The sequence below is a fragment of the Paenibacillus motobuensis genome (assembly GCF_039521865.1).
Taxonomy (GTDB): Bacteria; Bacillota; Bacilli; order Paenibacillales; family Paenibacillaceae; genus Fontibacillus; species Fontibacillus motobuensis.
Genome location: NZ_BAAACX010000012.1, coordinates 44,111 through 66,174, shown reverse-complemented (window position 1 = coordinate 66,174; position 22,064 = coordinate 44,111). Strand labels below are relative to the sequence as shown.

17 protein-coding genes, 1 pseudogene and 1 riboswitch are annotated in these 22,064 nt (G+C 48.5%); of the genes and pseudogenes, 1 reads left to right on the top strand and 17 read right to left on the bottom strand.

Annotated elements, in window-relative coordinates; genetic code table 11:
- Positions 1 to 238 precede the first annotated feature (238 nt).
- The 7 genes from ABD014_RS14600 to ABD014_RS14570 form a co-directional block, all read right to left on the bottom strand.
- Positions 239 to 1,096, bottom strand: coding sequence for a MetQ/NlpA family ABC transporter substrate-binding protein (locus ABD014_RS14600; RefSeq protein WP_343862294.1), 858 nt, complete (start codon positions 1,094 to 1,096; stop codon positions 239 to 241).
- A 65-nt stretch (positions 1,097 to 1,161) separates the two neighbouring features.
- Complete coding sequence (locus tag ABD014_RS14595) at positions 1,162 to 1,830, bottom strand: methionine ABC transporter permease (RefSeq protein WP_343862355.1); 669 nt, start codon at positions 1,828 to 1,830, stop codon at positions 1,162 to 1,164.
- A complete protein-coding gene (locus ABD014_RS14590; RefSeq protein WP_127002485.1) occupies positions 1,830 to 2,843 on the bottom strand; it encodes a methionine ABC transporter ATP-binding protein in 1,014 nt (337 codons plus the stop codon). Before ABD014_RS14590 ends, ABD014_RS14595 begins: the two co-directional genes overlap by 1 nt.
- A 136-nt stretch (positions 2,844 to 2,979) precedes the next feature.
- Positions 2,980 to 3,129: riboswitch (SAM riboswitch) on the bottom strand.
- 117 nt (positions 3,130 to 3,246) lie between these two features.
- Positions 3,247 to 3,963 (bottom strand): Cthe_2314 family HEPN domain-containing protein, encoded by a 717-nt coding sequence (locus ABD014_RS14585; RefSeq protein ID WP_343862353.1) that lies wholly within the window; start codon positions 3,961 to 3,963, stop codon positions 3,247 to 3,249.
- A gap of 162 nt (positions 3,964 to 4,125) precedes the next feature.
- Complete coding sequence (locus ABD014_RS14580) at positions 4,126 to 5,892, bottom strand: UbiD family decarboxylase (RefSeq protein ID WP_343862291.1); 1,767 nt, start codon at positions 5,890 to 5,892, stop codon at positions 4,126 to 4,128.
- 257 nt (positions 5,893 to 6,149) lie between these two features.
- Complete coding sequence (locus ABD014_RS14575) at positions 6,150 to 7,121, bottom strand: COX15/CtaA family protein (protein WP_343862288.1); 972 nt, start codon at positions 7,119 to 7,121, stop codon at positions 6,150 to 6,152.
- A gap of 166 nt (positions 7,122 to 7,287) precedes the next feature.
- Complete coding sequence (locus ABD014_RS14570) at positions 7,288 to 7,653, bottom strand: thioredoxin family protein (RefSeq protein WP_343862286.1); 366 nt, start codon at positions 7,651 to 7,653, stop codon at positions 7,288 to 7,290.
- Positions 7,654 to 7,855: 202 nt separating this feature from the next.
- Between ABD014_RS14570 and ABD014_RS14565 the strand changes: the two genes are divergently transcribed.
- Complete coding sequence (locus ABD014_RS14565) at positions 7,856 to 9,034, top strand: DUF2515 family protein (protein WP_343862284.1); 1,179 nt, start codon at positions 7,856 to 7,858, stop codon at positions 9,032 to 9,034.
- Positions 9,035 to 9,212: 178 nt separating this feature from the next.
- Here ABD014_RS14565 and ABD014_RS14560 read toward each other — a convergent pair whose 3' ends face one another.
- The 10 genes and pseudogenes from ABD014_RS14560 to ABD014_RS14515 all read right to left on the bottom strand — a co-directional run bounded on the left by ABD014_RS14560 (position 9,213) and on the right by ABD014_RS14515 (position 22,040).
- Positions 9,213 to 10,850 carry a putative polysaccharide biosynthesis protein gene (locus ABD014_RS14560; protein ID WP_343862282.1) on the bottom strand — a complete coding sequence of 546 codons (1,638 nt, stop codon included), beginning with the start codon at positions 10,848 to 10,850 and terminating at the stop codon, positions 9,213 to 9,215.
- A 53-nt stretch (positions 10,851 to 10,903) separates the two neighbouring features.
- Positions 10,904 to 11,383 carry a DUF456 domain-containing protein gene (locus ABD014_RS14555; protein ID WP_343862279.1) on the bottom strand — a complete coding sequence of 160 codons (480 nt, stop codon included), beginning with the start codon at positions 11,381 to 11,383 and terminating at the stop codon, positions 10,904 to 10,906.
- Positions 11,384 to 11,396: 13 nt separating this feature from the next.
- Positions 11,397 to 12,134, bottom strand: coding sequence for a Cof-type HAD-IIB family hydrolase (locus tag ABD014_RS14550; RefSeq protein ID WP_343862275.1), 738 nt, complete (start codon positions 12,132 to 12,134; stop codon positions 11,397 to 11,399).
- Positions 12,135 to 12,551: 417 nt separating this feature from the next.
- Positions 12,552 to 13,448, bottom strand: a complete 897-nt coding sequence (locus tag ABD014_RS14545; protein ID WP_343862273.1) for a metal ABC transporter permease — start codon at positions 13,446 to 13,448, stop codon at positions 12,552 to 12,554.
- On the bottom strand, positions 13,445 to 14,398 hold the full coding sequence (locus ABD014_RS14540) for a metal ABC transporter permease (protein WP_343862351.1): 954 nt from the start codon (positions 14,396 to 14,398) through the stop codon (positions 13,445 to 13,447). Before ABD014_RS14540 ends, ABD014_RS14545 begins: the two co-directional genes overlap by 4 nt.
- Before the next feature lie 197 nt (positions 14,399 to 14,595).
- Positions 14,596 to 15,324: pseudogene (locus tag ABD014_RS14535) on the bottom strand (metal ABC transporter ATP-binding protein); the annotation flags it as partial.
- A gap of 43 nt (positions 15,325 to 15,367) precedes the next feature.
- A complete protein-coding gene (locus ABD014_RS14530; protein WP_343862271.1) occupies positions 15,368 to 16,342 on the bottom strand; it encodes a metal ABC transporter solute-binding protein, Zn/Mn family in 975 nt (324 codons plus the stop codon).
- A gap of 212 nt (positions 16,343 to 16,554) precedes the next feature.
- Entirely contained in the window at positions 16,555 to 18,546 is a 1,992-nt protein-coding gene (locus ABD014_RS14525) for a peptidoglycan D,D-transpeptidase FtsI family protein (RefSeq protein ID WP_343862349.1), read from the bottom strand.
- A 184-nt stretch (positions 18,547 to 18,730) separates the two neighbouring features.
- Positions 18,731 to 20,797 (bottom strand): peptidoglycan D,D-transpeptidase FtsI family protein, encoded by a 2,067-nt coding sequence (locus ABD014_RS14520; protein ID WP_343862268.1) that lies wholly within the window; start codon positions 20,795 to 20,797, stop codon positions 18,731 to 18,733.
- Between the two features lie 94 nt (positions 20,798 to 20,891).
- A complete protein-coding gene (locus tag ABD014_RS14515; RefSeq protein ID WP_343862266.1) occupies positions 20,892 to 22,040 on the bottom strand; it encodes a transglutaminase domain-containing protein in 1,149 nt (382 codons plus the stop codon).
- Positions 22,041 to 22,064: the final 24 nt, after the last annotated feature.

Below are 22,064 nucleotides of genomic sequence, written 5' to 3'. Positions count from 1 at the left end.
AACTTTTGGCCATATGCATCCAAGCATGCCCCGGACCACGCACCAGCAGAAAATAAGTGCAAATATACAACTAATCCAGCTTTTATGAGCACATTTCTACATATAATTGCGTTTACTCACTTATTTGGACTGATGATCCTAATATCGAAGCCTAAAATAGAAAATAGCTGCATATACGCAGCTATTTTCTGAATTGAAGAGAATTTCCGTACAATAAGTGCATTTCCTCAACTATTTATTAAAATACAGGTACGAGTGCGCCTTTATACGTATCCTCGATAAATTTCTTAGTATCATCGGAAGTCAGCGCCTTGGCCAGCTTCTGGATTACATCGGAATCCTTGTTGTCCGGACGGGAAACGAGAATGTTCGTATAAGGAGAATCTTTGTCCTCAATGAACAGAGCGTCAGTCATTGGATTCAGATCAGCCTTAAGCGCATAGTTCGTATTGATCAGAGCAAGATCAACCTCATCCAATTGACGTGGCAGCATTGCTGCATCCACCTCTTTGAACTTCAGGTTCTTCGGATTTTCAGTAATGTCTTTGGAAGTAGCTGTAATTCCAGCATCCGGGTTCAGCTTGATCAGACCTTGCTTCTCGAGCAAGAGCAGCGCGCGTCCGCCGTTTGTTGCATCATTAGGAATTGCGATCGTAGCACCGTCTGCAATTTCATCCTTGGACTTAATTTTCTTCGAATATGCACCAAATGGTTCAACATGCACACCTACGACAGATACCAGGTCGAAGTTGTTCTGTTTGTTCTGCTCGTCAAGATAAGGCTGATGTTGGAAATAGTTCGCATCCAGCTGCTTCTCGAATACTTGCACGTTCGGCTGTACGTAGTCTGAGAATTCCTTGACTTCAAGTTCAATGCCTTCTTCCTTCAGCGCTGGAGCAATATGCTTAAGAATGTCCGCATGAGGCGAAGTCGCCCCAATGACCAGCTTCACAGGCTTATCAGTCTGCGTATTCTCGCTTCCGGCAGCGCTGCTATTGCCCGCCGTATTATTCGCTCCCTTGTCTCCGTTGCTTCCGCAAGCAGATACCACCAACACCAACACAAGCGTTAACAGGGTAAGACTCCACTTCTTCATACAGTATGACCTCCTAATAATTAAATTTGAATAAGGACAGAACAGCTTATATATTTAGTAATTCCTTATTTCCTCGTAAAATAGATGACCAGCCGGTCGCCCAGCATTTGCAGCACCTGCACCAAAATAACCATGAAAATAACCGAAACAATCATAACTTCCTTCTCATACCGGTAGTAACCATACCTGATAGCCAGGTCCCCCAGGCCACCACCGCCAATCATTCCTGACATCGCGGTATAAGAGACGAGGGTAACTACCGTAATCGTGATCCCTGCGAGCAGCCCTGGCAATGATTCCGGCAACAACACCTTGCGGATAACCTGGAACGGGGTTGCCCCCATCGCCTGCGAAGCTTCGATCACACCGCGATCCACTTCGCGCAGCGCTGTCTCGACGAGACGAGCGAAGAACGGGGCAGCGGCGATCACGAGTGGAGGAATCGTCCCTTGCACACCGGAGGAGACTCCGACAATGGCCCGGGTGAGCGGGATTAGAGCTACGATCAGAATGATGAACGGTACCGAACGGATAATGTTAACGATAAATGACATGACTCTGTATACCCATTGCAATACCGTGGAATTGGAACGTGAGGAAACATATAACAGCACCCCCAGCGGTAATCCAATAACTAACGTGAACAAGGTTGAGTACAGCATCATCTGCAGCGTATCCACCGAAGCCGTTCCCATCTCCGACCAATCAATCTTCGAGAAATCAAGACCCCACATCACTCCATCACCTCCACATCAAGCTCGCGCTCTCTCAACAGCGCTATTGTACGATTAACATCATCATTGCTGCCTTCAAAGGATACTGTCAGTTTCCCATATGGCGTATCCTTGATCGTCGATATCGTGCCCTGCAAGATAGCGAAGTTCACGCCAGTCTCGCGCACCACTTGTGACATAATCGACTCATAGGTCTTCGTACCGAGGAAAGTGATTCTTGCCAGCTTGGATCCGCTTGTCAGCGAGGCCGCCGCCAACTTGAAGCCTTCCTCTCCTTGGGCATCGCGATCAATGAATTCCTTCGTCACAGGATGCTTCGGCTTCAGAAATACTTCTGCAACCGGCCCCTCTTCGACGATGCCGCCCGCATGAATAACAGCAACACGGTCGCAGATGCTCTGGATGACATGCATCTCATGGGTAATTAGCATAATCGTTAAGCCAAATTTCTTGTTAATGTCAAGTAGCAGCTTGAGAATAGAATCCGTTGTCTGCGGGTCAAGTGCGGATGTCGCCTCATCGCAGAGCAGTACATCTGGATCACTGGCTAGCGCCCGGGCGATGCCGACACGCTGCTTCTGACCCCCCGACAACTGAGATGGATACTTATTACGATGTTCCTGAAGACCGACCAGTTCAAGAAGCTCACTGACCTTCTTCTCAATTTCTTGCTTCGGTGTATGAATCAGGGTCAGCGGAAATGCAATATTATCGAACACCGTTGCTGAAGAGAGCAAGTTAAAATGTTGGAAAATCATGCCGATCTTTCGTCGCTTCTCCTGCAAATCCCGTTTGTTTAGCCTTGTTAGCTCCACACCGCCGACCCAAATTTCGCCTTCTGTCGGACGCTCCAGCAGATTGATACAGCGAATCAGCGTACTCTTCCCTGCGCCGGAATGACCGATCACACCGAATATTTCACCTTTGCCAACGGATAGATTAAGCCCGGATAAGGCTGTTGTCTTCTTCTTTTTGTCGCCATATGTTTTCGTTAGCTGCTTGAGTTCAATCATAGAATTGCCCCCTACTACAATGATGGACTGCGGTTGACCGCTCTTCTCACCACTGTTAATCATGAATCTTCCAGTAAATATAAGAAAAGAGCCCCTGCACAGATTCAAAGGGCTCTCTTTACGTAAAGACAATGCCTTCTCATCTGCCAAAGCCCTGTCCGCTGCAAGCAAACAGACTTTGAAGGAATTAGCACCATGACATTTATCGATTGGTATCATACCAAACATCGGATAAATCGGTTGCCGGGCTTCATCGGGCCTTTCCCTCCACCACTCTAGATAAGAAAATATATATGAAATTATTAATTTAAGTTTCTGAAACTATTCTGAGTATAGTAACATTCTCACAGTTTGTCAAAGGAAATTTGACACAGTTCATATTTTTCGCGTCACACCACGTATTTTATCTCCCGGCCAGTTGCTTCCATCTTTGATTTGTGTAGACAAATACCGCTTCAAGCGTCTCACATACCATTTGATAGCCTTGCTCCAGATCGCGGATATGCAGGTCCAGATTCTCTAGCTCGATTTTACCGAACAAGGCTTGGTGCCGTTGCCATAGATCGTCGCGCAATTCTGAGTTCATGTAATGGATCTCCGTGTTGCGACGACGTCTAAGTTCAGATAGCGCTTCACGATATTGATTTTTGATGATGTTTAAGTCTTTACCCAATTCAGCATGCTTCGGAATGAGCTGAAGCTGACGCAGCACCGTGAAGAACGAGAAATGAGGCTTAATCTTAGCCATCTTCATGTCGAACAACTCGTTAAGCACAGTTCCCAACTTGTCCAGAACCGCAAATACACGTATAAATCCGTCTTTGTAGAAAAATACGTATCGAGCATAATCCTCTCGCTCAGCAGGATCCATATCCTCCACTGAATCATGCGTAACCTTCTTGCGGAACAGACTTGAGGCGAATAAGCACTCCTCCAGTTCATTGAGCGATGAGATCAATCCCAAAATCCAAATCTCAAGCTTACGATAATCATGCGTCGGATCATGTTTAAGCTCGATTTCATGACGCAGTATACGAATGGTCTCCTTCATCGCCTTATAGGCCTTGTCCAGTCTCTCCTCCGGTTGTCTGGGCGGCTCCCCAAGCAAGCTACGCAGCATATTCATTCCTCGCTTCCTGCTAGAAGTTGTTCAAAAAGTCCGCACCCTAGCATCATCCAACTGAAGCGTTTTGAAAAAAACGCACATCGGAAGCATAAACTCCGGTGCTGAAAACCGAACATTTTGAACACACACGGTTAGTAACAAAGTTCTATTCCTCGATTATACAAAATAGCTTTTCCAGCTCTCGTCCACTAATTTTACAATATCCTCCGGAGGGAACAATTCATCCGGATATCCAGGTTTCATACGAGCATCAATCACGATTGGCAGACTATAGACAAGATGGTGCTGGCGCACCTCACTTGCCGTATAAATATCGCTCGCTGGATTGAAGCGGGTAAATACGGTCCAGAGGAATGAAGTCTGATCATACGTTACTGTCTTCGCATCGTCAACCAATACGACGAACGGCCAAGCTGTTCCCCGTTCCCGTAAACGTGCCAGAACACGTTCGGCTAATTCCGGCTCGTCCTCATAGGATGTACCGGATACGACAAGACATCCGTCATGGAAGACAGAAATTTGACTGATCTCAGCGATATCCCCTTCATCATAAGCCTTCGGCAGTTCCCGGACAGGCTTGCCAACCCCGATCATAATCGCTTTACTGCCGTGGTTCAGCTTATGCCCCGTATAGTCCAGCGTGTCATGCGAAGTATTGTTAATGATGAATAGATCGCTGCGCGGATCGAAGCGTTCCAGCACAGTCTTCAACAGTAGACGGAAGTCGGCCAGATCGAGCTTCTGATCCGTCAACATCAGAAACTTGGTTAATGATAATTGGCCTTCGCCAAGAATACGGAAGCCGGCAACTAGCGCTTCGCGGGAATAGCTCTCCCGCACCACCGCGGACGATAGCGCATGGAAGCCGCTCTCTGCATAGGTCCACAGGGAATGAACCTTAGGCATCACAAGTGGAAATGCCGGAGACAACAGCTTCTGCAGGAAATCTCCCAAGTAATAGTCCTCCTGACGCGGCTTGCCAACAATCGTTGCCGGGTAAATCGCATTCTTACGATGCCACATGTTCTTCACATGCAGAACCGGAAAATCATGCTGCAAGGAATAGTAACCGAAGTGATCGCCGAACGGTCCTTCCGGACGGCGTTCGAACGGAGGAACAACGCCCTGAATGGCGAATTCAACCTCCGCTGGAATCCGATGTCCGCCAAGCGGGTTATCCACCATCGGCAACTTCTCTCCCAGAATGAAGGAAGCTACCAGCAGCTCTGATAAGTTCTCAGGCACCGGAGAAATCGCCGAGGCAATCATCGCTGGCGGGCCGCCAATAAAGACGGATACCGGTAGAGCTTGTCCCATCTTTTCTGCTTCATGGTAATGGAAGCCACCGCCCTTTTGAATTTGCCAGTGTACGCCTGTTGTCTGATCATCATAGATTTGAATCCGGTACATGCCAAGATTGTTCTCATTCGGATGGAGCGGATTCTCTGTATAGACTAATGGCAACGTTACAAAAGGACCGCCATCAAGCTGCCAGCTTGTCAGCTTTGGAAGCTCGCGGAGAGGGGCATCCTGCTTACATACTTCAAGAATCGGTGCCTTACTCTTCGGCACACTCTTAAGTCCTACCTTCAGCACTTCCCGAATCAAGCCGCGCTCATTCCAGATCGCCTTCGGATTCGGCGGCATAATGCGGTCCAGCATCGTGACTAATTGATTGGCTAGCTGCTCCGGACGAGGTCCGAACGCCAGCTCGACGCGGCGGATCGTTCCGAACAGATTGGTCGCCACCGGGAACGGAGTTCCCTTCACATTCGTGAACAGCAATGCAGGTCCTTCATCGTCAATGACCCGGCGGTGGATTTCCGCCAATTCCAAGTTGGGATCAACAGGAGCATCGATAATCGTCAGTTCATTCTCTCTCTGAAGCATATCTATCCAATCACGCAAATTTTTGCAGCCCAATTCAAATTCCTCCCTGAACAGCCTGGATGCTGGATCTATATATCTGTCTTTATTATTTCAATGATTTAATATTCCACTTCACAGTATAACAGCTACTAGCGCTTCCATCTTCCGCGACCAACAACAGATTCATGACAAATGACAAATATGAAGAAAAGCCCGCGAGTGGATCGTGGACTTTTGTTCCTCACTATATTTTATAAGTTCCAATGACATCATGAAATCAAATTAATCTCCTTATCAAAGGTCCAGTCGAACTATGCATCGATCCGTTTGCCGCTAATTTTATTGGAGCTTTGTCTGCTGAGCTGCCACGTTCTGACACTCAAATAACATAACACCCCGAATAATGAAGCGAGCACGATAATATGGGCGAGTGAAGTAAATAAGTATACTTCGAAATTGTTCAAAGTAAATACGATCCCCGCACCTGTGAATACCTGAATGATGATCAGGACCGTTGCAGCAACGCCTAATTTACGAATTTCCCTGTGATGCGGATGCTTCCAATACGCCAAATGTCCGACTATCGCAATAAGTACGAGAAGCAGTAGAGCTGCGATACGGTGAATAAAAGCGACGCCTGTCCCGCCGGTCAAATCTGGAATCACCTCATTATTGCACAGCGGCCATCCACTGCAGCCTCCCGCCGAATCCGTATGGCTGACATAGGCACCTATGTATACAACGATATAAGTATATAATGTGGCAAACCAGGTCAAATTGCGAAAACCGATCGATACTGGAAGTGCATCGGATTGAGCGGGTAGCGGACCGGAATTCTTCTCGGCTGTCTCTTCAGTGCGTATACCGAGTACTAACATGATTGAACTTGCAAAGGCAATCAGTGAGAAGCCAAAATGAAGCGCCATCACACCGGACGAGGTAGGATAAATCACCGCCATCGCCCCCATAAACGCTTGTACCATCACAAAAATAAGCGCCAGCAGAGCGTAAAGCTGCAGGTCTTTACGGTTCTTACGGTATAGCCAAAAAGCGATGAATGCGCCTACAGCAAGTAACCCGGCGGCTCCGCTTATCGCTCGATGCGAGTATTCAATCATCGATGCAAGCGTGTGGGCCGGTACAAATTTCCCATGACAAAGCGGCCATTCATTGCCGCAGCCGAGTCCCGACTCCGTCTTCGTCACCACGCTCCCGCCCAAGGTAGCGAGGAACATAACAAAACAGGACAAATAACTAAGCCATTTTAAATGCTTCGTCTTCAATGATTTTCACCCGCTATAACAAAGTGTTAGGGAATTTTCACAATTCATACCACTTCATTATACCTGATATCCTCCATGCAATCATAGGGGAACATGACAAAATATTCAAAATAAAACACGCCGCCCGCCAAATGAGTTGGGGACAGCGTGCTTGTTCAGATAAGCCTTAATTTTCTTGTCTCTCCGAAGTATTGTGGAGAGCGGAATATACATCCAACGCTTTATTCAGGAAATCCTCGATTTCCTCACGTGATTTACGGAGTTTATTCACGAAACGAACGAGTTCTCTGCCGTCGGTATAAGCGACAAAGCTAGGAATGCCCATGATGTTCTGTTCCTGACTTACGTCTCCGACCTGATCCACATCGACCTCAACAAGGGTCAAGCGATCTTCATATTTTTGTTCTACTTCAGGCATGAACGGGTCCATAAATTTGCAATCTACGCACCAGTCCGCTTTAAATACAGCGACTACCAAATTGCTGGATTGAATGCTGACTTGGAACTCCTCAGCGGAAGTAACTTTTCTCATTGACTTTCATTCCTTTCTCGTATTGTATTCTCCAAATCGATGTATCTCTAGTCAACCAAATTGAAGTGTGGAAGTCAAATATTTCGGCCATACTTATAGAAGCTGTTCAAAAACTCCGCTTTTGATAAGAAAACCGACCTTTTTGAACACACACTTATATCAACTACACGACAACATGCTTCGAAGAAAGCGAGGTCCAACCATGACGCAGCAGATTCCCCCTGATCCTGACAGCACGTCCAAAGATGGTCTAAGAAAATTGATTCTTCGTCTACCTACAGCGATCAGCGAAGTCGTTAAAGACAAGACTGCTCAGTGGACCAATTCCAGTAAATTAAGAGAAGAACGCATAGCCCTCGACTGGAAAGAGGCTGCAGTTAATGCGGTTAAGGCGGAAATTGAAGATTTGTTGCGCCGTAAAGCTGCACATGGAGGCATCGCTGAGCCCTGGACGGAAGCCGAGCTAAAGCTTGCCGAAGAGATCACCGACGCGACCCGTAAGGCGGAAATTAGCAATATTACGCGTACCGAAGCCTATTGGCAGTTCTATGAGCAATATCCAGAGGTGCACTGGGCCTTCCTGGCTCATATGGTATCGCGCAATGCCGGCTGGTGGATGACTGACCTGAAGGGGAGCAGATTACAGAATGTACTCGACGAAGAGGGAAAACAGTCTTTCTATCGTTTTTTTGAGCGCAGCAATGCGCTTATTTTCCAAGACGCCTACCCGCAGCTACTATTATATGCCAAGAGCCGTGAATTGGGCCGAAGCCTGTTCCACCTGCTTCCGCACTTCCATGTCTCCCGCTTCATGCAGCCCTTCTGGGAGCGGTTTTGGATCGACCGCAGCAGTCCACTACTGACCGTTGGGCTTATCATTAATGAGCAGAACTATATAGATAAGCAGGTCTTTCGCCACCCGCATTATCAGATATCAATGGATGATTTCAATGAATCCGCTCTGATTCAATTGCTCGGCATGAATCATATCATATTCCCGCTGCGGGAGAACAGCGGGGATGAAGACGGACTCAAGGAATGTGAGTCCGCAGCCGACGGGCAAGACTGCCCTGAATCTGGCAATGTGCACCGGCTGGCCGGTCGCAGCGTCGTCAACCCGGTCAGTCTGCCCGCCCGCATCGCGCTAGGCAAGAGCCTGTACGCGATGTTGTTTGGCCTGCGCGCTGTGCACAGCGGCGCGCAGCGCTTCGCCGCGAGCGTGCCGCACACAGGCTCGCGCGCGGACTATTGGCCGGACTTGTTCACGGCCAATCCAGCGGAAGCTCTGACCCCTGCTGTCCAGGGGCTGCTGTCCAGGGGTCAGAGCTTCCCGAAGGCGAGACGCTGCCCGGCGGCCAGCGTCTCTATAGCCCCAAGCTGACGGACGCTTGGGGCGACGCCCCCTATGAACCAATCCTGCGTGAGGATTGGTTCAAGGACTGGGGCGCGCTGAACGGGATCAGCGCGCCGCAGCCGCCGTACCTGTGCGACATCAGTCGCGAGCACAGGTACGGCATAACAAAGGCGGCGCTCCCGGAGGGCGCCGCCGACTAAGCAACTTACATGGTTCCGCCTGTACCTGCTGAACCGCGCTGCAGGCGCATAAGCGGTCTGAAGACCTTCTGCAGTACCCGCGGATAAGTTCCCAGCTCTTCCTTACGGACAACGCGTAGAACGACGAGCAATACAGGATAGAGAGCCACCACCGCGACTCCGACGATACAGCATGTGATGAAGAAGGCCACACGACCTGGCATGAAGGCTTCCATCCCGATGCCAAGCTGATTCAGCCCATAACCAACTCCCGTCAAGGCAACGACAGTAAGCAGGAATCCTGCCCAGCGTCCTCCCATAATCGAGAACGGTACGATCTTCTTCATCGAACGCAGATTGAGCAGCGTAATGACGAGGAAGCATAAGGCTGTCGCAATAATAATGCCATAGATACCAAGTAGCGGAGCCAAGGCATAGCTGGCTGCCAGCTTGACGATAATTCCGATGATGACATGCACCATTGATAAGGTCGCCTTGTTAATCCCGAGCAAGATCGAGTTGCTCGTCATCATCGTAATCTGGAAGATCGTTGCAAAAGTAAGCAAGGCTACGATTCCACTTCCGTCACGTGTACTGAAGAGCAAACCGTTGACCGAGTAAGCCGCCGTCCCGAGAGCAAGAATAATCGGCATCCCAGTAAGTACAGCGACCTGCATAGCCAGAGTAACCTGCCGCTTCAAATGCGCCTGATCCCCGCGGGCAAAGGCTGCCGAGATGATTGGAACGAGTGACTGGCTCAGCGCAATAGCAAGAATCGGTGGAATACCAGCGATCATTTGCGCCCGGTTGCCGAGGATCCCGAGTACATAAGTCGCCTCATTCGGACCAATCTGTCCCGACAAGAGCGGCTTCAGGATCGAGTTATCAATGAAGTTCACAGCCGATACTGTCATCGAAGAGACGACGATCGGAATCGACAGCTTGAAGATCTCCGCGTAGATTCGGCCATAAGAAATCCTGGCCTGTCCATCATGAGCCTGTAGCGGTAGCTCGCTGCGGTCCTTCCGGCGAACCTTCATATTGTAATAGAGCATAACGAGCAGCGCGGCGACACCGCCAATGACCGCCCCGAAAGTAGCCCCGGCAGCGATTTTCTCACCCGAATAACCCCAATGATAGAATAGAAAAGCTAGAATCAGACCCGTTCCGACGCGAACGAATTGTTCGATGACCTGCGAAATACCACCGGCAATCATAATATTCCGCCCCTGCAAATATCCACGGATAATCGCGATCAGAGGAAATAACAGCAAGGCGGGCGCTAGCGCCCGAATCGTCACGGCTGTCTCGGGAATACCCGATGCCCGGGCATACACCGGGGCAAAGATATACAAGAGTACAAACATCACAATACCGGAAATAGCAGCAAACATCAGACCGGCATGATAGATTCGTCTTGCTTCCATCGGGCGGTTCAGCGCATGGCGCTCCGACACCATTTTACTAAGCGTACTAGGAATTCCCGCTGTTGCAATCGTCAGCAGCATGAAATAAGCGGCATTCGCCTGGGAGTAAGATGCGTTCCCGATATCGCCCAATATATGCTCCAAGGGAACACGCTGGAACAAGCCCAGCACTCTGGCGATCAATGCCGCTCCGGCAAGAATTAACGTGCCTTTGATGAATGACTCTTTCTTGGACAAAAATAATTCCTTCTTTCCAGGATTACTGCAAGAGTAATGCGCGATATAATAATTTAGATAATCCAAATAATAAATAGAATAATCATGACAAGCTGGAGGATAATCTTAACCACAAAACTGCTGAATAAACCAACAACGGAGCCGATGCCTACCTTAAAAGCTCTATCAATACTCTCCCCTCGGATCAGTTCACCGATCATTGCCCCAAGCAGAGGACCAAGCACAAGCCCAAAGGCTGGTATGACGAAGGGGCCGATAATGATGCCGATGGTACTTAACCAGATCGATAGCTTGCTGCCGCCAAACTTCTTCACACCCCAGGCTCCAACCGCATAGTCGGCCACCATCAGGACAACGACAATCAAGGTTTGAACGGTCCAGAACACCCACCCGAACGAATCGAATGAGAAGAACCAACCGTAGACGAAGAAGGCAAAATAGACAGCAAGTACCCCTGGCAAAATAGGATATACCGCCCCTGCCATCCCGATAGCGAATAAAGCGATGACCAATATCCAGCCCAGCACTGCCATGCAACGATCACTCCTAAGCCAAAATATAATCGCGGATAATTATCGCAATCCCATCATCATTGTTAGAAGCCGTTACGACATCCGCCTGTTCCTGCACTGCCAGTTGTGCGTTGCCCATTGCTACGCCGAGGCCTGCCGCCTGAATGACAGCAAGATCGTTCAAGCTGTCGCCAAACGCTGCGACCTCCTCCATATTTATACCGAGCAGTTCACATATCGTTCGGACTCCACTCGCTTTGTTAATTCCGGCAGGATTGATCTCCAAATTATAAGGGGAAGAATTCGTAATCTCAAGTCCGCCGATATTTTGCAGCTCCACCATTAAAGAATGACGCAGATCATCGTCCTCGGTGTAGTAACCGAACTTCAGCCATTGGTTCTGCTCAAGCAGCTCCGTCCTCCAGTTCTTCTCATTATAAGTTCCCTCTACCGCATCCGCCCAGAACCACACATGATGATCCCGGGACATTTGATACATCCGCTTCACAACCGACTGATCGAGTTGTTCCCGGTGATACAGTTCATGCGGAGAACGCCATACTTCACTTCCATTCACCGTTACCATCGGTGTATCCAGACCAAGCTGTTCACCGAACGGCACCGCATCAACGAATCTGCGGCCTGTCGACAAGCATACATGCACGCCAGCCGCCATCGCCTTGCGTAGCCATTTTTCCGTATCTGGGGAAATCTGATGTTCGTCCGTAAGTAAGGTCCCATCCATATCCAATGCCAGCAATTTATATTTCAACAGTAATCCCCCTGTCTGTAAGTAAGTGTTCAAAAAGGTCGGTTTTCAGCACCGAAGCATATGCTTCCGATGTGCGTTTTTTCAAAACGCTTCAGTTGGATGAAGCTAGGGTCTGAGGAGCGGAGCTACACGTTTTCGGAGAAAACGACTTCGAAAGCATATGCATGTAGTTGGTACGTTGTATAGCTATCATAGGCACAACATAACGTCATTTTATCATAATCCTCATCGCTCCACATAGACACTGCTCACAGGAGGCCATTTTTCCGTTAAATCCACCAAATTTGACGTCGCTCGGATATAGTTTTCCCTCGTAGATCGTCCGTATGAATCTCCCCATCATTTCTTTCACTGTAAAAGAAAAAAAGAATCCCCCACGACAGGAGATTCTTGTATTTTTACATTTTTTCTCTTCATTCATTCTACTGCCTGTTTCAAACTGCCCACCCGCATCTGCTGTCGTTTCGTCCACCGGGAGATTAGCCCATGCGAAGGCGAGAACAGGAACGCCAGAACGAACAGAATTCCACATACCGTGATCATCGAACCGGCAATCGAAGCATCGAACAGCTTTGCCATATAGTAACCACCAGTAGAGCTGATGGCCCCGATGATGACGCTGTACAGCAGCATTAGACCAAGACGGTCGGTCAACAGGTATGCCGTCGCCGCAGGGACAATGAGCATCCCGACGACGAGAATCGCTCCTACGCTTTCGAAGGAAGCTACCGTTGACAGCGAGACCAGCCCCATCAAGAGATAGTGGAACAATACCACTGGTATGCCCAGAGCTGCAGCGAGCGCAGGATCGAAGGCACATATTTTGAACTGTTTATAAAATAACACGACCGTAATCAGCACAATAAGGAAGGTTGCTCCCAGCATCCAGATAGCGACAGGACCTAGATTGTAGCCATTCCAGATCAAAGAATCCCATGGCACATAGGCAATTTCTCCAAACAACACACAATCCAGGTCCAGGTCTATATGCTGGGCATTTCGGCTGATCAGAATAACTCCGATCGCGAATAATGCCGTAAATACAATGCCGATTGATGCATCCGATTGCAATCCGCTGCGCTGCAGCAGTTGAATTAGGAACACCGTAATCAGTCCAAGCACCGCGGCCCCGAACAGCATCAGGAACGAATCCCGCGAACCGCCAATGAGGAAGGCAATTGCAATACCAGGAAGTACGGAATGACTGATCGCATCCCCTACCATTGCCATTTTGCGTAGGACGAGGAAGCAGCCAAGAATCCCGCAGGTTGCCGCGACCAAGGTACCGGTAAGTATAATCCAGAAATCCATCATCCGTCGAGCCCTCCTTCAACAGTTCCTGTACGATGGCGATTCGTCTCAATCGATTGGCTCTGTCGTATATGCTGCTTGGTGCGCGCCCTGCGCCACATTTTAGCTACAAGGCCCCGATTCGGAGCAAACACCGCCGAGACAAAGAACAGAGAGGTTGCAGCCAATACCGTAACTGGGCCGGTAGGTAGATTGGACAACGTCCCGCTGATCAATGTTCCCGTTACACCCGAGAATGCACCGATTACTCCGGCAATAATAACCATAACTCCAAGCGAGTCCGTCCAGTACCGGGCCGATACGGCTGGAGTGATAAGCAGCGCGGCTACCAACACAACGCCAACCGCCTGAATTCCTACGACAACAGCAATCACCGTCATGAATAAGAGCACCTGCTCCAGCAGCCCTACTTTCATGCCCATCCCCCTGGCAAAGCCAGGGTCAAAGCTGACAAGCTTGAATTCTTTGAAAAATATGAAGCATATCAAGATCAGCAACAGCGAGACAGCGCCCATCATATATACATCGGACTTCATCATCGATGCTGCCTGACCGAACATATACTTATCGAGTCCGCTTTGATTTCCGTTCCCACTATGCTGAATCTTCGTCATCAACATAACCCCAATTCCGAAGAATACCGATAAAACAATCCCAAGTGCTGCATCCTGCTTGATGCGTGAATATCGAGTTATGGCATAGATGCCGAAGGTCGCTATCATTCCCGACACGATGGAACCGATCATGAACAATCCAATCGATTTAACTCCGCTTAGCATGAAGGCGATGCATATCCCCGGTAATGCCGCATGAGCAAGCGCATCCCCTAACAGACTCTGCTTGCGTAAATAAGTGAATGAGCCGATAACTCCGCTGCCGATTCCAAGTAATAAGGACCCCATCAGAATCCACTGCATATTAGGATCGGTGAACCAGGTCAATAAGAAAGACATCATGTTCGGCTCACCGCCCCGATCGGTACATCCGCTCCTTCCGCTTCATCCGGTACACTCACACCGTTCGCCGCGCTCGTCAGGCCCGATCTCGCGTTGTTTGCTTTCTTCGCCGTCTTGCTTCTCTTCGGCAAGTCCGATCTCAGATTCTTCTCTTCTTCCTCTTCATTTCCTTGAATCTCCGCCCCGTTCGCTACATCCTGCAGCATGGCAATTCGTCCACCGTATGTCTTGTGCAGATTGGAGGATGTAAATGTCTCCTCGGTTGGACCCGCAGCCACCAGCTTGCCGTTAAGCAGCACTACTTCATCAAAGTACTCCTTCACGGTGGAGAGATCATGGTGCACAACAAGTACCGTCTTGCCTTGTTCCTTAAGCTCGTGGAGCAGACTGATGATCGCTTTCTCTGTCGTCGCGTCAACCCCGGCAAAAGGTTCGTCCATGAAATAGAGCGTTGCATTTTGCGCCAGGGCTCTAGCCAGAAATACTCTTTGCTGCTGGCCTCCAGACAGTTGACTGATCTGTCTGCCAGCGAAATCAGCCATCCCGACCTTAGCCAGACACTCCATGGCGATTTGTCGTTCCTTCATCCCCGGACGGCGAATCCAGCCCAGATGTCCATATCTGCCCATCATAACAACGTCCAGCGCATTCGTCGGGAAATCCCAATCGACCGATTCACGTTGTGGCACATAGCCAACTTTCTTCCGGTTCTCTTGATAACTGCGGCCAAATATCTTCACCGTACCTTCAACGACCGGGATAAGTCCCAGCACAGCCTTAAGCATTGTCGATTTTCCAGCCCCGTTTGGGCCGAGCACGCCGATCAGCTTCCCGGAAGGAATCTGAAACGATACCGAATTCAATACTGGCTTCTTCTGGTAAGCCACCGTCAAATTACTCACTTCAAGCGGGTGCATCTCCATAGTTATTTCCTCCTTATCTCCTTGGCGTAGTCACCGCCTATATTTATTTCAATGCGTCTACGATCGTACTGACATTGTGCCGGACCATTTTGATATAAGTATCAGCGTCTGAGCCTGGCTCTCCCAGGGAGTCGGAATACAGCTCACCACCGATTTCCACCTTATGCCCCTTCTCTTTGGCTCCGGCAATGACCGCTTCCATCGATTTCGTCGGAATACTGGATTCTACGAACACTGCCTTGATCTTATTGTCCACGAGGTAATCCCGCAGCTCGCTCACATCCTTGGAACCGTACTCTGCAGCCGTACTGATCCCTTGCAACCCCATGACTTTAATCCCGTAGGCTTCTCCAAAATATCCGAAGGCATCATGCGCAGTTACAAGTACGCGGCCCGCTTCAGGAATCTCGGCAATGGCTGTTTGCACCTCTTCATCCAATACTTTCAGCTGCTGAATATATTTATCCGCATTGTTCTTATAGAGATCGGCGTGCGCCGGATCATAGCTGGACAAGGCATCGCGGATCGTCTCTGTCGCTGAGATCCAGTGCTTCACATTGAACCAAATATGAGGATCATACTGTGTTCCTCCTGCATCCTCCCCAGAGCGAAGTATCGATGTATCGATTCCTTGGGATACGGCCACCGTCGGCTTGCTGCGCTCCAGTTTCTCGAAGATCTCCGTCATTTTCCCTTCCAGATGGAGGCCTCCGTAGAAGATCATATCCGCCCGATCCAATCGTGTCATATCTCCCTGCGAAGCTTTATATAGGTGCGGGTCTACCCCCGGTCCCATCAAGCCGATCGCTTCAACCTCTTCCCCGCCGACCTCCTGAACAACATCCGTAATCATCCCAATCGTGGAGACAACTTGAATTTTGTTGCCATCCTCGGCTCTTTGGAGATGGGAGGCTTCTCCCTCCACTTTGGAGCAAGCTGCAACGATGACCAGCACCAGCACACTTAATGTAATCTTCGCCCTCTGCATAGGGCCCTTCTTAACTGAAATTTGTCCCATAGATTAGTCCTCCTAATATTTCGAGCAGCGCGCTCTGTTTTTTGCTTAGTAGAATAAATGTTTCGTAGAGATATAATTGTTTCTCCTATTTAAAAAAGTTTCCCTAATGCAAATTCTAAATGATAAACAGGCCAAAAAGCAAGAACTATTTCCATTTTTACTGAAAATAGTTCTCACCCTGGCCCCTAATTTATTAAAATAACGATTGTTTATTAGTCCTTATCGTCTTGCTGCTGAAGGCTTTTCTTCGGAATACCGTCCAGCCCATACTCTTGATCATAAGCATCGAAAATTTTACGGGCTACTGGCGCGGCGCTCCAGGCTCCAAAGCCGCCCTCCGGGATAACTACAGCTACAGCAAGCTTCGGATTCACGCGCGGAGCAAAGGCGATAAATACGCCGTTATCCCGGTTAGCCCCAGCTCCCCACTGCTGCGAGGTCCCCGTCTTCCGGGCAAAATCATATGGGAATCCGGTAAAGGCCGATACATCGGTCCTCATCCCATCAATTACTGTGTCCCAATAAGCATCTTTAAACTCAACCTTATTCAGTACCTTCGGCTTAAATTCTTTAATGATATTCCCGTTCTCGTCCGTAATTTTATTGACGATATGCGGCTCCATTCGCGAGCCGCGACTTGCTAATGTCGCGGTGTATTGAGCTAATTGCATCGTCGTATACCTGGCTTGTTGGCCAAATGAAGCAAATGCTAAACGAGATAGTGGAGTTTCCCCCTCATCTCTATATTCTAATTGGCCTAAAAATTCTTTAGGAAGATCAACTCCGGTCGAAATGCCAAGGCCGAATTTTTCCATGTATTTCTCCCAAACGTCAATACCCTCCGGTCCATATTTTTTCCAGAGTTTCTCGCCCACCATATCGACCATAAAGGCATTGGAGGAATAGCGAATCGCTTCAGTGGGTTTAATTGGACCGTAAGCATGACTCCCCGAGTTGCGAACACTGGAAGAATCATTCTTACCAAAGTACGCGATACCTCTATCATTATAATAATCAGTCGTTGCAAACAGCCCCTCATTAAGACCAATCAATACAGACAAAGGCTTAATCGTTGAACCAAGCAGTACATTTGAGCCAAAATTATGTCCTGAAAGCCCCGAACTATACGGGGTAATCGTCCCATTCTGATAATTTTCGATTATTCTATCCCATACATCGGGATCAATCCCACCGGATTGCCATACGTTCGTATCATAGTCCGGCATGCTCGCCATGGCCACAACATTACCCGTGTCCACTTCCATCGCAACAGCATAACCGGTCTTCGCATAAGGGTGAACTTCACCGGATACCGGATTTTTATGCACCCAATCAATCTGATCCATAATCGCCTGCTCAGCGACCATCTGAATATTCTTGTTAATATTCGTATGCAGATCATAGCCCTTCTCTGGAGGAACGATCTCTGATACGCCTGTAGCCATATTTCGCGGGTCAATTGACACTTTCTTATAGCCATTCTTGCCGCGTAAATACTCCTGATAGTACAACTCCAGTCCATCAGCACCAACGAGCTCGTCACCTGTATAATCCAGAGCAGGGTTCTTGTCCTTTGAAGCATTTGCTTCACGAGTTGAATCGTACAACTTTTCAGCATCCATAAACTTAAATTTCTTCTGATATCCAACCGTCTGTACAGCTACCGTATCCTTATCGTAGTGCCGAACGCTATCCTCAACGACATCGATACCAGGGAATTCGGACTTACGCTCCAGGAAATAAGCAACCTCTTTCTTATTTAATCCTGACTTAATCAGCCTAGGAGAATATCCATTCCCTTGATTATAATTAAGATCCATCCTCTTTATAATTTCGTCTTCCGTCATCGGCTCACTGGTCTTATCACCGTACTTATCGAATACCTCCTTCAGCTTCTTGGCAATTTCCAGTGCTTCGGGTCGGTTCTCCTTGCCCCCCACCGACATGCTGTAGTCTTTCTGCAGTGTAATGTACAACGACTGTACCGCGGTCGAGTAAGCAAGCTTCTCGCCGCCTGCCGCTAAGATAGAGCCGCGAATTGGTGATAGCGGGACATCCTTAACCCGCATACTCGTCTCCAGCTGCGACAGACTTGGCCCTTCTACAAATTGCAAAATCGCCAGTCGAACAATAATGACCGTAAAAATGGCGAACGCACTGAAAAAGAAAAGATTCAGCCTGATATTAAACCGACTCTTCATCATTGCTTCCTGTTCACGTCGGTCTATCGGATAGACGATTTTCAATGAATTCCCCTACTTTCTTCCCACAGAACTGTTAATCGTTAAGATAAAGCCGCGGACAAGTTATAGATAAAAAAACAGCGATCTTTCCCAAGCTATGCCGTGAAAGATCGCTGATGTATCGTCTTTATTCAATTTTAAATTCTCATTGCGTGTTATTCGTTTGATCCGTATTCTGATTATCTGTCTGCTTATTTTGCGTCTTCTTCGGAATGCCATCAAGTCCATACTCTTGATCATAAGCATCGAAGATCTTCCGTGCGACCGGCGCGGCGCTCCATGCACCAAAGCCGCCTTCAGGAATAATAACCGCAACAGCAAGCTTCGGATTTTTGCGTGGCGCAAAAGCGATAAATACCCCGTTATCCCGGTTAGCTCCCGCTCCCCATTGCTGTGAGGTACCTGTCTTCCGGGCAAAATCATACGGAAATCCAGCAAAGGCCACCGGGACATTCGTCTCCATCCCACTGATGACTTCGTTCCAATAGGCATCCTTGAATTCGACCTTATTCAATACCGTCGGCTTGAATTCTTTAATGATATTGCCATTCTCATCTGTAATCTTGTTGACGATATGCGGCTCCATACGCGAACCTCGACTTGCAAGAGTAGCCGTATATTGAGCCAATTGCATAGCTGTATAACCCGCTTGCTGTCCAAAGGAAGCGTAGGCCAGCCGTGAAAGAGCTGTCTCCGATTCTGCATTCTTATAGTTTAGATTACCTAGGTATTCTTTCGGAAGATCGACCCCTGTTGAGACACCGAGACCAAACTTCTTCATATATTGATCCCAGACGTCTATACCTTCATTTCCATACTTTTTCCACAATTTCTCGCCCACCATATCGACCATAAAGGCGTTAGAGGAATGGCGGATCGCTCCAGAAGGTCTCAGTGAGCCATAGGCGTGCCTTCCTGAGTTACGGACGCTGGAGGAATCATTCTTACCAAAGTAAGCGATACCTGTATCATTATAATAAGTGGTCGTCGTAAACAGCCCTTCATTAAGTCCGACCAATACAGACAGAGGCTTGATCGTCGATCCCAATAACACCGTCGAATCGAAATTGTGCCCTGAACGACCTGAACTGATTGGAGTAATCGTCCCGTTCTGATAATTCGTCATAATCTTGGACCAATCGTCTGATGCAATCCCACCGGATTGCCATACATTCGTATCATAGTCCGGCATGCTCGCCATGGCCACAACATTGCCGGTGTCCACTTCCATCGCAACAGCATAACCGGTCTTCGCATTAGGGTGAACTTCACCGGATACCGGGTTTTTATGCACCCAATCGATCTGATCCATAATGGCCTGCTCAGCGACCATCTGAATAGTCTTATTAATATTCGTATGCAGATCATACCCCTTTTCCGGAGGAACGATCTCTGATACGCCTGTAGCCATATTCCGCGGATCAATCGGCACTTTCTTATAGCCATTCTTGCCGCGAAGCTCATTCTGGTAATACATCTCCAATCCGTCCGCACCAACAAGCTCCTCAGACGTATAATCCAGGGCAGGGTCCTTGTCTAATGAATTATTGGCTTCACGGATCGGGTCATACCATTTAACGTCATCCATGGATTTATATTTCTTGAGATATCCAACCGTTTGTACAGCTACCGTATCCGTGTCATAGTGTCGAACGCTATCCTCAACGATATCGATACCAGGGAACTCTGATTTTCGCTCCAAGAAATAGGCGATTTCCTTATCATTCAAGCCCGCCTTGATCAGTCTTGGTGAATAACCATTGCCCTTATTGTAGTCCAGGTCCATCGCCTTAACGATATCTTCCTCCGTCATCGGCTCATTGACCTTATCACCATACTTATCGAATACCTCTTTCAGCTTTTTGGCAATTTCCAGCGCCTCAGGCCGGTTCTTCTTCCCCCGTTCCGATTTGCTATAGTCTTTCTGTAGTGTAATGTAGAGCGACTGCACCGGGGTCGAGTAAGCAAGCTTCTCGCCGCCTGCCGCTAAGATAGAGCCACGAATCGGTGATAGCGGGACATCCTTGACCCGCATACTCGTCTCCTGCTGGGACAGACTTGGACCTTCTACAAATTGCAGGATCGCCAGACGTACAATAATAACCGTAAAAATAATAAATGTACTAAAAAAGAATAAGTTCAAGCGAATATTAAAATGACGCTTCAGCTTGGCTTCCTGCTCGCGAGGATCGTCATTGTATGAGTTCTTCATGGGCGTTTCTCCTCTTTCATGCTTCCATACTTCATCAACTATATTAACATAACGATTCAATCCGATGCGAGGTTACACCCGGCACTTCTATTTTTTAAGCTGTTTTGTCGGGGACATGCGTATCATAGAAAGCAGGCGAATTGAACCAATCCCCACTTTGCGCCCAAGTTGAATCAAGCGGAATCCACTTGTCCTTCTCTGTCAGATATACCTCATTCCAGGCGTGGGGTCCGTATCCTCCTCTACCGTCATATCCTAATCCGGTCACAACCTTCACTTTAAGACCCTGAGACCTAGCCATAACCGCATACAGACGTGAGTAATCGATGCATACTCCCTTCTTCGTATCAAAGGTCATCTGCGGCGTCTGTTCATGCCAGTCCCCCCGCTCTTCATAATCCTTAACCTTACCATAATCATAGCTCACTCTGGAGCCGACCCAGTCATAGAGACGCCTTGCCTTCTCTTCATCCGTACCCGCGCCTTCCGTCACTTTGGCCGCAGCCAGTTCGATATCCTGTGGAATATTGGCATCTATCACCTCATACTTCCGCTGCAGAATACCGTTGAGTTCCGCCTCCACACTGCGAGTGAACACCGGCAGCTTCTCCTTGATCAAGTCTCCGGTCAACGGCTCAATCACTGTGTGTGCTCCTTGTTGGTATACCGTAGAAGCCTGCACATATTGACTGAAGCTACTGTTCGGAAACAGTGTAACGACGATAAATAATAGGACGATCATCATCATACATCTGACCGTACCGATTACGGTACCAATGCATGCCCCGATAATTCTGCTCAGGAATGAAGCTCTAGCCCTTCCGCCGAAAGGAGCGCGCTCAAGCGAAGAACCTCCTAGTAAAAACGCTGAGAGCAATCCCAGTACAGTCCGGATCAACCAATAGCTAATAATAAACAACACAGCGAACCGCATCAGTGGAAAGTCGCGAATCGCGGTGACGATGGTGTAATATACTTGTTCCCATGTTGCCATATCACGCTGCGGGTACGTAACGGAGGAGAGCCAATCTTGTACCTTCGGGGATAACCATATGGTGAGAGGAACCGACCCGATTATACTCACAACAGACAGAATTCCCCCACTAACCAAGGTGAACAATCTTCCCGCCGTACGGGACGCCCCACGCGCCCATCCTTGCAGCACAGATATAAGCAAAATACATATTAGCAATGCGTTAATCCAGTTCATTTCTTGTAATTGTTGAGCCAAGACCATCGTCATGCTTGCCCCCTATCTTGATGACTT

Bases quoted from the DNA above. Each gene is read 5' to 3' on its own strand.
- ABD014_RS14600 (WP_343862294.1), bottom strand. From the start codon at position 1,096: ATGAAGAAGTGGAGTCTTACCCTGTTAACGCTTGTGTTGGTGTTGGTG.
- ABD014_RS14595 (WP_343862355.1), bottom strand. From the start codon at position 1,830: ATGTGGGGTCTTGATTTCTCGAAGATTGATTGGTCGGAGATGGGAACG.
- ABD014_RS14590 (WP_127002485.1), bottom strand. From the start codon at position 2,843: ATGATTGAACTCAAGCAGCTAACGAAAACATATGGCGACAAAAAGAAG.
- ABD014_RS14585 (WP_343862353.1), bottom strand. From the start codon at position 3,963: ATGCTGCGTAGCTTGCTTGGGGAGCCGCCCAGACAACCGGAGGAGAGA.
- ABD014_RS14570 (WP_343862286.1), bottom strand. From the start codon at position 7,653: ATGAGAAAAGTTACTTCCGCTGAGGAGTTCCAAGTCAGCATTCAATCC.
- ABD014_RS14565 (WP_343862284.1), top strand. From the start codon at position 7,856: ATGACGCAGCAGATTCCCCCTGATCCTGACAGCACGTCCAAAGATGGT.
- ABD014_RS14555 (WP_343862279.1), bottom strand. From the start codon at position 11,383: ATGGCAGTGCTGGGCTGGATATTGGTCATCGCTTTATTCGCTATCGGG.
- ABD014_RS14545 (WP_343862273.1), bottom strand. From the start codon at position 13,448: ATGATGGATTTCTGGATTATACTTACCGGTACCTTGGTCGCGGCAACC.
- ABD014_RS14540 (WP_343862351.1), bottom strand. From the start codon at position 14,398: ATGTCTTTCTTATTGACCTGGTTCACCGATCCTAATATGCAGTGGATT.
- ABD014_RS14530 (WP_343862271.1), bottom strand. From the start codon at position 16,342: ATGGGACAAATTTCAGTTAAGAAGGGCCCTATGCAGAGGGCGAAGATT.
- ABD014_RS14525 (WP_343862349.1), bottom strand. From the start codon at position 18,546: ATGATGAAGAGTCGGTTTAATATCAGGCTGAATCTTTTCTTTTTCAGT.
- ABD014_RS14520 (WP_343862268.1), bottom strand. From the start codon at position 20,797: ATGAAGAACTCATACAATGACGATCCTCGCGAGCAGGAAGCCAAGCTG.
- ABD014_RS14515 (WP_343862266.1), bottom strand. From the start codon at position 22,040: ATGACGATGGTCTTGGCTCAACAATTACAAGAAATGAACTGGATTAAC.